Here is a 13877-nt window from a genome sequence, read left to right as displayed (position 1 = left end):
CTACTGTGCCGCGGCATCGAGGATGCGCCGTGTCATGTCGCTGATGAAGGTCTGCAGGTCGGCGTCCCGCCGCCCGCCCTGCACCTCCACCTGGCCGAAGACCTGGGCCTGGTAGCGGTCGCCGCGATAGAGCCGCAGTTCCACCGAGATCAGGCGGTGCGTGCCGAACAGCCGGCCGGCAACGGAACGGGGCGGCCCCACGCTGCGCGAGGCGCCGGCCGCATAAGGGTTGGCGCGGAAGGTCCATTCCACACGATCGGACGCCGCGCCGTCCGGCGGGGCGGCACCGGCGGCGGCGAACGATTGCCCGCCGCCGGGCGTGTTCTTGCCGGCGGTGTTCATCACGATGGCCAGGAAGGGTGGCACCTCCCGCGGCAGGAAGCCCGGCAGGTCGCCCACGGCCGTCACCGTCAGGACACCGCCCTCGGCCAGGGCGGGACATGCCCGGCCGGCCAGCGCCACGGCCGCCATGCCCAGCACCACGCCCCGGCGGGACAGCGGCGGCAGGGGGACGGACGGCAGGCGGCGCGGCATCACGGCATCTCAGCAAACATCCTGGATGGCGACTGAGATAGCAGAAGCCAGCGCCCGCCGCCGCCGCAACCCATCGTTGTCACAAAACAACAACGAAAAGGCCGGGCGCATGACGCGTCCGGCCTTTCCCCAAATTCCGTGCGCGACGGAGCGGCGTCTTACGACTCCGACCCCATCTGCTCCTGCTGGTAGTTCTGCAGGCCCACGCGCTGGATCAGGTCCTGCTGGGTTTCCAGCCAGTCAATGTGCTCTTCGGTGTCTTCCAGGATTTCCCGCAGGATCTCCTTGCTCTGGAAGTCGCGCACCGATTCGGCGTAGGTCATGGCGTCCTGCAGGCAGGTGCGGTTGTGCCGCTCGATGGACAGGTCGCCCTCGAACATCTCCGGCACGTCCTCGCCGATCTTCAGCTTCAGCAGGTCCTGCAGGTTGGGCAGGCCCTCCAGGAACAGGATGCGCTCGATCAACTTGTCGGCGTGCTTCATCTCGCCGATGGATTCCTCATAGACCTTCTTGGCCAGGCGCATCAGGCCCCAGTTCTTCAGCATGCGGGCATGCAGGAAGTACTGGTTGATGGCGGTCAGCTCGTTGGTGAGGATCTTGTTCAGGTGAACGATGACCTGCGGATCGCCCTTCATCACTAATTCTCCTTATAGGCGGGGCCCATCCCCAAACCGGACCACGACACCGTCTGCCGCGCGGCGCTTGCAAAAGTGTTCCAGTGGCGCGCGGCAGACGGTACCAGGGACCGATTAAACTTCGACTTGGGTCCCCAATTCCACCACGCGATTGGGCGGAATGTCGAAAAATGTCGTTGCGGACAAGGCCGTGGCCGACAGGGCGATGAAGACCTGCTCCTGCCAGCGGGTGAGGTCGGAGCGGGAAGACGGCACCAGGGTCTCGCGCCCCAGGAAGAACGAGGTCTCTGCCAAATCGATGGCCAGGCCCAGCGGGCGGCACTCGGCCAGGGCGCGCGGCACGTTGGGCTGTTCCATGAAGCCGAAATGGGCAGTGACGGAGAAGAAGCCCTTGCCCAGCTTTTCCATCGACACGCGGCGTTCCCGCGTCACCCACGGCACCTCTTCCGTCAGCACCCGCATCAGCACCACGCGCTCATGCAGCACCTTGTTGTGCTTCAGGTTGTGCAGCAGGGCGTGGGGCACCTTGTCGACGCTGCCGGTCATGAACACGGCGGTGCCGGCCACGCGCACCGGCGTGCGGTCCGCCCGCTCCAGGAACAGCGACATGGGCAGGGCGTCGCGATAGATGCGGTCGTACAGCACCTTGCGCCCCAGCCGCCAGGTGGAAACCAGCACGAACACGCCCAAGCCCACCGTCAGGGGCAGCCAGCCGCCCTGGGGGATCTTCAGGCAGTTGGCGGTCAGGAAGCTGAAGTCGATGAACAGGAAGAAGCCGAAGACGATGGCGGCGCGCGGTCGGCTCCACCCCCACACGTCGCGGGCGGTGAACAGCGCCATGATGGTGGTGATGGCCATGCTGCCGGTCACCGCCAGGCCGTAGGCGTCGGTCAGCTTGGCGGAACTGCCGAACATGATGACCAGCGCCACCACGGCCACCAGCAGGGCCCAGTTGATGCGCGGCACATAGACCTGGCCGATCTCGCTTTCCGAGGTGTGGCGGATTTCCATGCGGGGCATGTAGCCCAGCTGCACCGCCTGGCGGGTCAGGGAGAACACGCCGGAAATGACGGCCTGGCTGGCGATGATGGTCGCCGCCGTGGACAGCACCACCAGGGGCAGCAGCAGGAATTCCGGGACCAGCAGGAAGAAGGGATTGTCGATGGCCTCGGGCTTGCTGAGCAGCAGGGCGCCCTGGCCGAAATAGTTCAGCACCAGCGCCGGGAAGACCACGGCCACCCAGGCATGGCGGATGGGCCGGCGGCCGAAGTGGCCCATGTCAGCGTAGAGCGCCTCGCCACCGGTGAAGGACAGGACGGCGGCGCCCAGGATGTAGAACACCGACCAGCCGTGGTTGAAGGCCAGATCCAGGGCATAGCGCGGATCCAGCGCCTTCAGCACATGGGGAACCTGCAGGATGTGGACGACGCCCATGGCGCCCAGGCAGGCGAACCAGAAGCACATCACCGGCCCGAACAGCCGGCCGACCGTATTGGTGCCGCCACTCTGGATCAGGAACAGCCCCACCAGGATGACCACGGTGATGGGCACCACCCAATGCTGCACGTCGGGGGCGGAAATCTCCAGCCCCTCCACCGCCGACAGCACGGATACGGCCGGGGTGATCATGCCGTCGCCGTAGAACAGCGCCAGGCCCAGCATGGCCAGCACGGTCATCAGCCGCCGTTGCGAGCGCGACCTGTCCTTGCCGCTGAGCGCCAGGGTGGAGAGGGAGAGGATGCCGCCCTCGCCCTTGTTGTCGGCGCGCAGGATGAGGACGACGTACTTCAGCGTCACCACCAGCACCAGCGACCACACCACCATCGACAGGAAGCCGAAGATGTTGGCCTCGTTCAGCGGCATGCCCGTGATGGCCGGGTCGAACGCCGTGTGCATGGTGTAGAGGGGGCTGGTGCCGATGTCGCCGTAGACGACACCCAAAGCCCCGAGGGTCAGGGCCCAGTGGCGGCGACCGGCGTCGTGCTGGTCGCTAGAGTGGCTGGATTGCATCGGTGGGGATCGGCGTGGACTGCGTTAGGATGACGTGTTCTGGGACCGGTCGGGGCACATGGCTAAAAGAGATAGGTATCCGATAGCAACGAAACGACAGTTGAAACACGACATCGGTGGCAAAGCGGCCGGATCGACCACGCCACCACCCTGGGACGGATTACGACCGCAGTCAACCATGACATCGCAGGTGCAGCATCGGGCGGGTCCGTCCAGCGCTTGAAAAAACGACATTTCACGTCGCTTGGGCTATGGTGGCGGAAGCCCCGCAACCCCCGCTGAACAAACGGTTTTTCGCCCGTGCCGCCTCATCGCCGACTGGCCCGCCTACACCAACGCCGCATCACCGTCGACGGCCGCCCCTTCGCCACCCTGAAGGGGGTGCCGGCCTTGCGCTGGCAGGACCCCTACCACTTCCTGCTCAGCATCTCATGGGGCGGATTCTTCGGCCTGGCGCTGGCCATCTACCTGATCGCCAACCTGATTTTCGCCGGCCTGTACCTGATGGAGCCGGGCGGCGTCACCAACGCCCGCATCGGGTCCTTCACCGACGCCTTCTTCTTCAGCGTGCAGACGCTGGGCACCATGGGCTATGGCGTCATGGCGCCCAACACCGTCTACGCCAACAGCGTGGCGGCGGCCGAGTCCTTCACCGGCATGCTGGGCGTGGCCCAGATCACCGGCCTGATCTTCGCCCGCTTCTCCCGTCCCAAGGCGCTGATCCTGTTCAGCCGCAACATCCTGTTCACCCAGCATGACGGGCACCCGGTGCTGATGCTGCGGGCGGGCAACACGCGCGGCAACCAGATCCTGGAGGCCGAGGCCAGTGTGTCGTTCAGCACCATGCGCATCACGGAGGAAGGCACCATGATGCGGGGGTTCGAGGAGCTGAAGCTGGTGCGGGCCAAGTCGCCCCTGTTCGCCCTGTCCTGGACCATCGTTCACCGCATCGATGAGAGCAGCCCGCTGTACGGCCAGACGGAATGGACCCTGCGGCAAAGCCATGCGACCTTCATCGTCCTGCTGAGCGGCACCGACGAAAACTATTCACAGAAGGTCTACAGCCGCAAAACCTATGAGGCCGGCGACGTCCTGTGGGGCCAGCGCTTCGTCGACATCATCAAGGTGCACGATGACGGCCACCGCCTGCTGGATTTTGGCCGCTTCCATGACACCGAGCCGCAGCGGCTACCCAAGCCGCAGCCGGATGGGGGGCCAAGTCAACCGCCTGTGGGCGCGTAAACCGGCCAGCGTCTTACTGGGCAGTAACCGGACAGGTGTCGCCGGAACCGCCATCCAGGTCGAGGCAGCGGCCATCGACATCGCCGAGGGCCAGCTTGAAGCCCACCAGGGCCGCCAGCGTCGGCATGATGTCGACCGTCTCGACGGACAGCGGCTGCTCGAAGCCGGTGATGCCCTTGCGCCAGAACAGGATGGGCACGCGCCGGTCATAGTCCCAGGGGCTGCCGTGGGTGGCAATGTAGCTGGCCGGCTTGGACGGGATGGCGGTAATGCGCGGCTTCAGGAAGACCACCAGGTCACCCGACCGGCTAGGGTCGAACGAGGCCCGTGCGCGGTCCAGCAGGGACCACGCGTCGGGGGCGCCGGTCGGCGCCGGCGCGGCCGCCACCTCCGCCGCGGTGTAGACGGCGGCCACCTGCGGATCGGCGCGGTACAGGGCCAGCGCTTCGTTCACCACCTTGGTCCGCCAGGATCCCGCGACCGTCGGACCCACCCAGACGTCGCCGTTGCCGCCGCCGAACAGCAGTTCCGCGCCGTCCACGCCCAGGGGCGCCACCTTCTTGCCCAGGTTCTCGGACACCAGGCCGTCGTCCACGCGCGCCGCCATCGGCATGCCGCGCAGGCGCTCACGCTCGGGGATATCATTGCCGCCGTGGTCGGCCGACAGGGCCAGGACATAGTCCACCCCGGTGGCGTCCAGGGCGGCCACCAACTTGCCCAGCGTGCGGTCCAGATTGGCCACCTGGATGCACATCTCGGACCCCTCGGTGCCATAGCTGTGGCCGATGTAGTCGGTCGCCGAGGCGCCGACGGTCAGCACGTCGACGGACTTGCCGTGGCCCAGCTTCATGTCCTTGATCAGGCGGACGGCCAGGTCGACGATGGCGGCGTCGAACGCGGGGGATGCCCGCCACTGCGCCTCCGCCTTGGGGCCCGGCTGTCGGGCGAAGCGGCCGTTCCCGACCGTCAGGACGTCATCCTTCCTCTCCACCGCTACCGGCATGTCGATGGCCTTGCACCATTCCGGCTCGGCATATTCCTTGGCGGGCTTGGCGATCTCGGCCATGGCGGCCTCGTTCACGGCGGTCACGGCCGCCGGCGCGGTGCGCCCTTCGTAGGAGATGAAGCCCTGGCCGTCCTTCCAGAACCACAGCTCGTCCACGGCGTGGCCGCCCATCATGATGGCGGCGCGGTCCTTGCCGGCGACGGAAACGGTGCGCACCTCCGGGTCGGCCGCCTTCATCCGCTCGCCCAGCGTCGGCACCTTCAGGTGCACGTCGGAGGGAACATAGGCCTTGTAGCTGCCCTTGCTCTCATCCTCGGCGCAATAGATCTTGCCTGGCCGGGGGCCCTTGAAGCTGTACCAGTCGTTGGCGATGATGCCGGTGCGGGCCGGATGGTCGCCGGTCATCAGCGTGGAATGGCCGGGGCAGGTTTCCGTCGCCGCATGGCTCTGATAGCCGTTGGGGAAGACCGCCCCCTCGGTCAGCCGGCGCAGGCCGCCGGTGAAATGGCTGCGGTATTGCTGGAACAGGTCGGTGGAGAACTGGTCGACCGAGACCAGCACGATCAGCTTGGGGGCCGGCGCCCCGGCATCCGCCGCGACGGCGGGCACGGCCATCAGGGTGGCCACGGCGCACACCTGCGCCATCAGGGGCCCCATCAGGGGCGCCACCATCCTGGAATACCAACGCGTCATCATATCCCCCACTCACCCCTTGCGACCGGCGGTCCTGGCACCCGGTCCCCATGCGACCGGGCGACGCAGGCCCGCATCCTTGTTTTCCATCGGCGGCCGGATCGCAACAGATGTCTGGCGTTGTCGTTGAAATGTCATGTGTTTCGCCCGGCTTGTCGCCGCGGGGCGCGTGACTTAAGGTGGAAATGCTGGGATGGCGTCATCTTGGGGGATGCATGACGGCGTTGGAAGTGCGGGGACTGGCCAAGGCGTTCAGCCGGCCGGCGGTGCGGGGCCTGGATCTGACCATCGCGCCCGGCGAGTTCTACGGCCTGCTGGGTCCCAACGGCGCGGGCAAGACCACAACGCTGCGCATGATCGTGGGCCTGCTGCGGCCGGACGCCGGCAGCGTCCGCGTTTTCGGCATCGACGCCCTGGCCGATCCCATCGCGGCGAAGCGCCAGGTGGCCTGGCTGCCGGATGAGCCGCTGATCTACGACAAGCTGACACCGCTGGAGTTCCTGGAATTCGTGGCCGGCCTGTGGGGGGTGCCCGCGGCCGATGCCAGCGCGCGGGCGGAGGAACTGCTGCACCGCCTGGATCTGTGGGATCACCGGGCGGAGCGGTGCGAGGGCTTCTCACGAGGCATGAAGCAAAAGGCGGCCCTGGCCGGCGCCCTGATCCACGACCCGCGCCTGCTGATCCTGGACGAGCCGCTGACCGGCCTGGACGCCGCCATCGCCCGCGAGGTGAAGGACATCCTGGTGGAGCGGGTGCGGGCGGGTGCGACGATCATCCTGACCACCCATATCCTGGACGTGGCGGAGCGGCTGGTCAGCCGCATCGGCATCATTCAGGACGGGCGATTGCTGGCCGAGGGCACGCTGGCGGAACTGCGCGGCCGGGTGGGCCGTGACGACAGCACCCTGGAGGACGTGTTCCTGGACCTGGTGGCAGCCCCGGCCAACACCGAGCGGGAACCGGCATGATCGCCGCTACCCTGCGCCCGGGGACCTTGGCCTGGCTGCTGCGGCATGAGCTGCGCCTGGCCGCGCGGGCCATCAAACTGTCATCCCCCGGCGTCTGGATCACCCTGCTGGCCATGGTGATCCTGTTCCACGTCCTGGGCGCCTTCATGGCCATAGGCGCCGCACAAGGGGGGGCCAGCCGGGGGGCGACCGACATGCAGCCGGCAATCGGCGCCATGGTGGCGGCGCTGGCCTGCTGCTTCATGATGGGCACGGCCATCTACCGCGCCATGGACACGATCTATGCCCGGGGGGACTACGACCTGCTGCTGTCATCCCCCTTGTCGCCCGCCGTCATCCTGCCGGCCCGTGCCCTGGCGGTGATGGCCGGGACCCTGCTGTTTCCCGCTGCCCTGATCCTGCCCATCGCCAACATGGGCGCCATCTTCGGCCATCCCAACTGGCTGGCCGCCTACGTGGCCCTGCCCGCCCTGGCCCTGGCCGTGACGGGCGTCGCCCTGTTGGTGGCGCTGCTGCTGGTGCGCTGGGTAGGGGTGCGGCGCGCCCGCGTCGTGGGCCAGGGCATCGCCGCCTTCACCGGCATGCTCATGGGCCTGGCGGGGCAGATCCCCCGGCTGCTGGGCCCACATATCGACTGGATGGCGCGCGCCGACGGGCTGAGGCACGGGCCGCTGGCGGCCTTCGTGCTGCTGCCCGGCCACGCGCTGCTGGGCGACCCGCTATCCCTGGCCGTCCTGGTCATCGCTTGCGTCAGCATCTTCGCCGGTGTGACCGCGCGCTGGGGTCCCACTTTCATCGCCACCGCCTCCGCCGCGGCCGGCGCCACGACAGCCGCAACCAAGGCGCCGACCAAGGCCCACCAGTTCCAGGACCGCCTGGGCCCCCTGCTGCGCCGCAAGGAATGGCGGCTGATGCGCCGCCACCCGCAACTGCCCCTGCTGCTGTTCCAGCAGATGAGCGGCGCCATCATCCTGGTCATTTCCATGCAGGACCAGTGGCGGACCGACCCGTTGACCCTGGCCGCCCTGGTGGTGCCCTTGGCCGCGCTGACGGCCGGCACCCTGGCCAAGCTGGCCCTGGCCGACGGGGCCGCCGACCTGATCAACGCCGCCCCGGTCACGCCCAAGCGCCTGCGCCAGGCCAAGGTGGAGGCGGCCGGCCTGCCGCCCTTGGCGGCGGTGGCCCTGGTGGCAGCACTGGCCGGCGGCGTCAGCCTGTGGGGCACGCTGACCATCCTCAGCTGCGGCATCGCCGCCACCTTCTGCGCCGTGGTGGCCAGCCTGTGGGTGCAACCGGTCAGCGGAAGCGAGGTGGACCAGGTGCTGAAGCCGCGCAAGGGCGCCGGCGGCAAGCTGGTGGGCCGCACCCTGCTGGAAATGATGATGAGCTACGGCTGGATGGGCACCACCGTCCTGATGCTGCACCACAACCCCTTCGCCCTGCTGGTGGCGGGCGGCCTGCTGGGCCTGGTGGCCATCCTGCGGGCGCCGTTATAAGTTGCTTCAGGCGCCAGCGGGGCATCCGCCCCTTGGCTATCCTCAGTTTCCAGTCCGCTGCGCTCCCCGGAAACTTCCGGCGGACGCGGTCGCGTCCTAAGGTCACTTTCCGCCGCTGAACTTATTCACTCGGCCGGGGCCAGCGTCGCGGTGTTACGGCGGCGGTTGATGAACAGCACCATGATCGCGGTCAACACGCAGGCCAGGCCCGCGACCTGGAACGCCGGGAAGTAGCTGCCCCATTCGGTGCGGATGATGCCGGTGCCATAGGCCGCCAGGGCCGCGCCCATCTGATGGCCCGCCCCCACCCAGCCGAAGACCACGGGCGCGTCGCGACGGCCGAAGCGGTCGGTGACCAGGCGTACGGTGGGCGGCACGGTGGCGATCCAGTCCAAGCCGTAGAACGCGGCGAAGATAGAGAGGCCGTAGAGGCTGAAGCCCGACAGGGGCAGGTAGAACAAGGACAGGCCGCGCAGGCCGTAATACCAGAACAGCAGCTTGCGGCTATCGACCCGGTCGGACAGCCAACCGGACCCGGTGGTGCCCACCAGATCGAACAGGCCCATCAGGGCCAGCAGGCTGGCGGCCGCCACTTCGGGGATGCCCTGGTCGAAACAGGCGGAGATGAGGTGCGTGCCGATCAGGCCGTTGGTCGATAGGCCGCAAACGAAGAAGCTGCCGAACAACAGCCAGAAATCCACCGACTTCGACGCCCGGCCCAGCGTGGTGAAGGCGATGACGATGGGGTTGCCGCTCGACTGCGGCAGTTCATCCTCCAGCGTCCCGCCCAGGGGCGCCAGGCCCACGGCGCGGGGGCTGTCGGGCAGCAGCAGGCCCACCAGCGGCACCAGCGCGAGGGCAGCCGCCCCCACCGTCAGACCCACCGCCTGCCAGCCGAAATGGGTGGCCAAGGCGGCCATGCCGGGCAGGAACACCAGCTGCCCCGTGGCCGAACTGGCGGTCAGCAGGCCCATGACCAGGCCGCGCTGCTTGATGAACCAGCGGTTCACCACCGTGGCCGCCAGGGTCATGGAGGTGAGGCCCGTGCCCAGGCCCACCAGCAGGCCCCAGGACAGCATCATCTGCCAGGGCCGGGTCATCAGGGTACTGGTGATGGTCGTCACCGCCAGCAGGCCCAGGCCTGTCAGGATCGTGCGCCGGACGCCGACAGCCTGCATCAGGGCAGCTGCGAACGGGCCCATGAAGCCATAGAGGAAGATGTTCAGCGACACCGCCGCCGCAATGGTGGCGCGGTCCCAGCCCAGCGCCTGTTCCAGGGGCACGAACAGCACGCCCGGGGCCGCCCGCACCCCCGCGCCCACCAACAGGGTGGCGAAGGCGAGGGCCGCCGCCACCCACCCGTAATGCATGCGCCCGTTCACCTGCCGGGCCAGGTGCCGGGCCAACGATGGCGCGGAGCCAAAGGAATTTTTGGGGGCGGTCACGTCGGTCATGGCGGCGCTTATCCGATCGGGGTACAGGGTGGCTCCTATAATACGGGCAATTACCCATATTTCAAGAAGCCTTGAAAACAGGCGACTTCCGGGTGTCATATGGCTGTCACGACGTTGTCATAGGCGGCTGGATAAAGGCTTAACGCGCCCCTGCCCTTCGTCTAGCACTATCCTATTTTGTTGAAGACTTCGGCCTATGAGGGGCGTAAGCTTTTGAAACGCGGCATGACCGCCTCAAGGCGCCGATTGTCGCCTGATGACGGATGCGTCAATAAAAGAAAATATACGCTGGCGCCGATCTTGTTGCGCTGGCGGCAAACGGGATGGAACTACTGCCAGAACCGGACCATCGTCTAAGGCACTCAAGGCGATCTCGCCTTTATCCCTTGAACAGATAGCTGGAGGGAACTATGGCCACTGACAATTTCGTCGAAAGCCTGCGCCAGAAGCATGCCAGTCTGGAAGACCGTATCCACAGCGAACTGGCACGCCCCTATCATGACAGCGCCCTCGTGCAGCGCATGAAATTCGAAAAGCTCAGGCTGAAAGAGAAGATCGACGAACACACGCGGCACTGATCCGTCGCGGGCCACTGGCCATGTGGGGCCGCCGTCCACCCGAACCGGGTGCCGGGGTCCTGAAAGTGAAAGACCGGGTGGGCTGTCCCATCCGGTCTTTTTTTATGCCGATTTCAACGCGCGACGGACGAGGGGCTATTTCCTGTAAAGCCCCTGGTATTCCTGGCGCAGCAGGTTCTTCTGCACCTTGCCCATGGTGTTGCGCGGCAGGTCGTCCACGAACAGCACGCGCTTGGGCTGCTTGAACTTGGCCAGGCGGCCGTCCAGAGCGGCCAGCACGGCGGCCTCATCCACAGCCGCCCCTTTCTGACGCACCACCACGGCCGTCACCCCTTCACCGAAGTCCGGATGCGGCACGCCGATGACGGCGCTTTCCACCACGCCGGGCAGGCCGTCGATCTCCGTCTCGATCTCCTTGGGATAGACGTTGTAGCCGCCGGAGATGACCAGGTCCTTGCCCCGGCCGACGATGTGGACATAGCCCCGGGCGTCGATCTTGCCCAGGTCGCCGGTGATGAAGAAGCCGTCGGGGCGGAATTCGGCCGCCGTCTTCTCCGGCATCTGCCAATAGCCTTTGAAGACGTTGGGGCCGCGCACCTCGATCATGCCGATCTCCCCCTGCGGGATGGCGGCGCCCGTCTCCGGATCCACCACGCGCAGGGCCACGCCCGGCAGGGGGAAGCCCACGGTGCCAGCCACCCGGTCGCCGTCATAGGGGTTGGAGGTGTTCATGTTGGTTTCGGTCATGCCGTACCGTTCCAGGATCGCCAGACCGGTGCGGGCCCGCCAGCTGTCATGGGTTTCGGCCAGCAGTGGCGCCGAGCCGGAGATGAACAGCCGCATGTGGGCCGTCGCCTCCTTGGTCAGGCCCGGATGCTGCAGCAGGCGGACGTAGAAGGTGGGCACACCCATCATGGTGGTGGCGCGCGGCAGCTGGCGCATGACCTCGTCGGCATCGAACCTGGCGAGGAAGATCATCGTGCCGCCGGCCAGCAGCAGGGTGTTGGTGGCCACGAACAGGCCATGGGTGTGGAAGATGGGCAGGGCGTGCAGCAGCACGTCGCGACCCGTGAACCGCCAATAGTCCACCAGGGTCAAGGCGTTGGAAGCCAGGTTGTCATGGCTGAGCATGGCGCCCTTGGACCGGCCGGTGGTGCCTGAGGTGTAGAGGATGGCGGCCAGGTCGTCGGCGCCACGGTCGATGTCCGCGAAGGTGCTGGACTGCGCCAGCGCCGCCGCCAGCAGGGTGCCGGCATCGGCCGCCCCCTGGCCCCCCAGCGTTTCCACGGCGGCCACGCCCTTGGCGCGGGCCAGTTCCGTCATGGGGCCCGCCTTGGCGGGATCGCACACCACCAGGTGGGGCGTGGCGTCGCCGATGAAATAGTCCAGTTCCGCCAGGGTGTAACCGGTGTTCAGCGGCAGGTAGATGGCGCCCGCCCGCACGCAGGCGAGATAGAGCATGATGGCCTCGGCGCTCTTCTCCACCTGCACCGCCACACGGTCGCCCGGCTTCACCCCCCGGGCCACCAGCAGGTTGGCCATGCGCGCCGACAGCGCCGTCATCTCGCCGTAGGTCAGTGTCCGCTCGGGCTGGCCCTTGGTTTCCGGAATGATGATGAACGGCGTCTCCAGGGCCGGCATGCGGCTCAGGATCAGGGAAAAGAGATGGTTGGCCATGGCGGTCACACTCCGGCGTCTTCTTGGGGCGTTGTTATTATTGAGACCTAAACAACAGGCGGCTGGGCGGCATCGCTGGCGGGGCGGGCGCGCTTGGGCGCCCCAGCCTTGCCAGGCTTGGGCGGCTTGGGTTCGTCCGTGCCGCTCTCGGCCTTCAGGTGACGGCGGACGGCCGCCGCGGCCACCACCTCGCCCTTGTCGGCGTAGCGCTCATGGTTGGTTTCGATGTCGTCCAGCTTATAGAGGTAATTGACCATCAGGCCATGCGATTGGCTCAGGCCCTTGGGCGACAAATCGCCCAGGAAGTTCAGGCGTTCCAGCCGGGCACCATTGCCCAGGTGGAAGCGGGCGACCGGGTCCACCGGCTTGTTGCCACGGGACTTGGCCTTCAGGAAATAGTGCGCCGCCGCCTGCAGCAGCACGGGCGACACGGTGGCCGCGGTGCCCGGATCGCGCTGCCAGTCCGGCTGGTCCAGCGCCGCCAGGATGGCCTTGTCCGCCGCCGCCAGCACGGCGGACGCCTCGTCCCCACGTTCCCGCGCCAGCCACTTGGCGAAGGCCGGCACGGGCGACAGCGTGACGAAGGTGCGCAGGTTGGGCAGTTCTCCCCGCAAATCCTCCACCACCTGCTTGATCAGGAAGTTGCCGAAGGAAACGCCGCGCAGCCCCTCCTGGCAGTTGGAGATGGAATAGAATACGGCGGTGGTCGCGTCTTCCTCCGCCATGGGCGCACGGCCCTCCGCCAGCAGGGCATCGATGCTGGCCGGGATGTCCGGCGCCAGCGCGACCTCCACGAAGATCAGCGGGTCGTCGGGCAGCTGGGGATGAAAGAAGGCGAAGCAGCGGCGGTCGGCCGGCGCCAGGCGGCGGCGCAGATCGTCCCAATCTCGGATGGTGTGCACCGCCTCATACCGGATGATCTTTTCCAGAATATTGGCCGGGGTCGTCCAATCGATGTGGCGCAGCACCAGGAAACCGCGGTTGAACCAGCTGGCCAGCAGATGGCTGAAGTCCGCGTCCACCGCCTCCAGCGCCTGCTTTTCCACCCCCTGCGCGTCGGCCATCACCCGGAACAGGGCTTCGCGCATGCGCACCACCGCCTCGGTCCCGCCGGGGGCCAGGTTCAGGCGGCGGAACAGTTCCTGCCGCCGCGCCTCGGCCGCGTTGTGCAGGGCCAGCGCCGTCCCGGCGCCCGGCGCCGCGCGATAGGCGTCAATGGCTTTGTCCAGCTTGATTGGGTCGGGACCGAAACGATACGCCAGATCCAGCAGGAAGGCCCGCTGGCCTGTGGTGTCAAGCCGCGCCCACTGGTCCAGGATCTGCCCGGCCAGCGCCACGCCCGAGGCCTCGCCCCGGCCGGACAGCAGGGTGTCGCATAGGGTGGGCAGGTCGCGCTTGGGCTGCCCCTTGGCGGACAGCGGCATCAGCTTGGCCGCGTCCTCCAGCAAATCCTCCACCATGGGACCGTGACGGCGCACCAGGGCGCGGCCGCGATCGGCGATGGTCGTCAACATGGACCGGAAGAAGGTGCTGCTGCTCATGGGCTGGACCTCGTGGCCTTGCAAACCGGAATGGGCAAACCAG

The 13877-nt window shown here is 67.4% G+C and carries 11 protein-coding genes; 4 read left to right on the top strand and 7 right to left on the bottom strand.

Annotated elements, in window-relative coordinates; genetic code table 11:
• From Y958_RS22970 to Y958_RS22960, 3 genes are all read right to left on the bottom strand, one after another.
• The gene (locus Y958_RS22970; RefSeq protein ID WP_088874296.1) at nucleotides 1–534 is read right to left on the bottom strand and encodes a hypothetical protein; all 534 of its coding nucleotides are present in this window, start codon (nucleotides 532–534) and stop codon (nucleotides 1–3) included.
• Nucleotides 535–692: 158 nt separating this feature from the next.
• A complete protein-coding gene (bfr, locus tag Y958_RS22965; protein WP_004271553.1) occupies nucleotides 693–1169 on the bottom strand; it encodes a bacterioferritin in 477 nt (158 codons plus the stop codon).
• Between the two features lie 114 nt (nucleotides 1170–1283).
• On the bottom strand, nucleotides 1284–3179 hold the full coding sequence (locus Y958_RS22960; protein WP_088874295.1) for a potassium transporter Kup: 1896 nt from the start codon (nucleotides 3177–3179) through the stop codon (nucleotides 1284–1286).
• Between the two features lie 300 nt (nucleotides 3180–3479).
• Between Y958_RS22960 and Y958_RS22955 the strand changes: the two genes are divergently transcribed.
• Nucleotides 3480–4421 carry an ion channel gene (locus tag Y958_RS22955; protein WP_088874294.1) on the top strand — a complete coding sequence of 314 codons (942 nt, stop codon included), beginning with the start codon at nucleotides 3480–3482 and terminating at the stop codon, nucleotides 4419–4421.
• A gap of 13 nt (nucleotides 4422–4434) precedes the next feature.
• Here Y958_RS22955 and Y958_RS22950 read toward each other — a convergent pair whose 3' ends face one another.
• Nucleotides 4435–6123: an alkaline phosphatase family protein gene (locus tag Y958_RS22950; protein ID WP_211098756.1), complete on the bottom strand. Its 1689-nt coding sequence runs from the start codon at nucleotides 6121–6123 to the stop codon at nucleotides 4435–4437.
• 212 nt (nucleotides 6124–6335) lie between these two features.
• On the opposite strand from Y958_RS22950, the gene Y958_RS22945 reads away from it, so the two are divergent.
• Both Y958_RS22945 and Y958_RS22940 read left to right on the top strand, forming a co-directional pair.
• Nucleotides 6336–7088, top strand: coding sequence for an ABC transporter ATP-binding protein (locus Y958_RS22945; protein WP_088874293.1), 753 nt, complete (start codon nucleotides 6336–6338; stop codon nucleotides 7086–7088).
• Nucleotides 7085–8584, top strand: a complete 1500-nt coding sequence (locus Y958_RS22940) for a hypothetical protein (RefSeq protein WP_088874292.1) — start codon at nucleotides 7085–7087, stop codon at nucleotides 8582–8584. The genes Y958_RS22945 and Y958_RS22940 overlap by 4 nt, the downstream gene beginning before the upstream one ends.
• 125 nt (nucleotides 8585–8709) lie before the next feature.
• Here Y958_RS22940 and Y958_RS22935 read toward each other — a convergent pair whose 3' ends face one another.
• The gene (locus Y958_RS22935; RefSeq protein WP_088874291.1) at nucleotides 8710–10038 is read right to left on the bottom strand and encodes an MFS transporter; all 1329 of its coding nucleotides are present in this window, start codon (nucleotides 10036–10038) and stop codon (nucleotides 8710–8712) included.
• A gap of 410 nt (nucleotides 10039–10448) precedes the next feature.
• Between Y958_RS22935 and Y958_RS22930 the strand changes: the two genes are divergently transcribed.
• Nucleotides 10449–10616, top strand: a complete 168-nt coding sequence (locus tag Y958_RS22930; RefSeq protein ID WP_081486311.1) for a YdcH family protein — start codon at nucleotides 10449–10451, stop codon at nucleotides 10614–10616.
• A 135-nt stretch (nucleotides 10617–10751) separates the two neighbouring features.
• Here the strand turns inward: Y958_RS22930 and Y958_RS22925 are convergent, their stop codons facing one another.
• Entirely contained in the window at nucleotides 10752–12293 is a 1542-nt protein-coding gene (locus Y958_RS22925; protein ID WP_088875180.1) for a malonate--CoA ligase, read from the bottom strand.
• Between the two features lie 47 nt (nucleotides 12294–12340).
• Nucleotides 12341–13834, bottom strand: a complete 1494-nt coding sequence (locus Y958_RS22920) for a malonyl-CoA decarboxylase (RefSeq protein WP_088874290.1) — start codon at nucleotides 13832–13834, stop codon at nucleotides 12341–12343.
• Nucleotides 13835–13877 lie beyond the last annotated feature (43 nt).

It is taken from the genome of Nitrospirillum viridazoti CBAmc (assembly GCF_000730165.1).
GTDB classification, from domain to species: Bacteria; Pseudomonadota; Alphaproteobacteria; order Azospirillales; family Azospirillaceae; genus Nitrospirillum; species Nitrospirillum viridazoti.
Note: the sequence above shows the minus strand (reverse complement) of the source record. Positions and strands in the feature narration are given on the sequence as shown.

Bases quoted from the DNA above. Each gene is read 5' to 3' on its own strand.
- Y958_RS22960 (WP_088874295.1), bottom strand. From the start codon at position 3,179: ATGCAATCCAGCCACTCTAGCGACCAGCACGACGCCGGTCGCCGCCAC.
- Y958_RS22970 (WP_088874296.1), bottom strand. From the start codon at position 534: ATGCCGCGCCGCCTGCCGTCCGTCCCCCTGCCGCCGCTGTCCCGCCGG.
- Y958_RS22950 (WP_211098756.1), bottom strand. From the start codon at position 6,123: ATGATGACGCGTTGGTATTCCAGGATGGTGGCGCCCCTGATGGGGCCC.
- Y958_RS22925 (WP_088875180.1), bottom strand. From the start codon at position 12,293: ATGGCCAACCATCTCTTTTCCCTGATCCTGAGCCGCATGCCGGCCCTG.
- Y958_RS22920 (WP_088874290.1), bottom strand. From the start codon at position 13,834: ATGAGCAGCAGCACCTTCTTCCGGTCCATGTTGACGACCATCGCCGAT.
- Y958_RS22940 (WP_088874292.1), top strand. From the start codon at position 7,085: ATGATCGCCGCTACCCTGCGCCCGGGGACCTTGGCCTGGCTGCTGCGG.
- Y958_RS22945 (WP_088874293.1), top strand. From the start codon at position 6,336: ATGACGGCGTTGGAAGTGCGGGGACTGGCCAAGGCGTTCAGCCGGCCG.
- bfr (WP_004271553.1), bottom strand. From the start codon at position 1,169: ATGAAGGGCGATCCGCAGGTCATCGTTCACCTGAACAAGATCCTCACC.
- Y958_RS22935 (WP_088874291.1), bottom strand. From the start codon at position 10,038: ATGACCGACGTGACCGCCCCCAAAAATTCCTTTGGCTCCGCGCCATCG.
- Y958_RS22930 (WP_081486311.1), top strand. From the start codon at position 10,449: ATGGCCACTGACAATTTCGTCGAAAGCCTGCGCCAGAAGCATGCCAGT.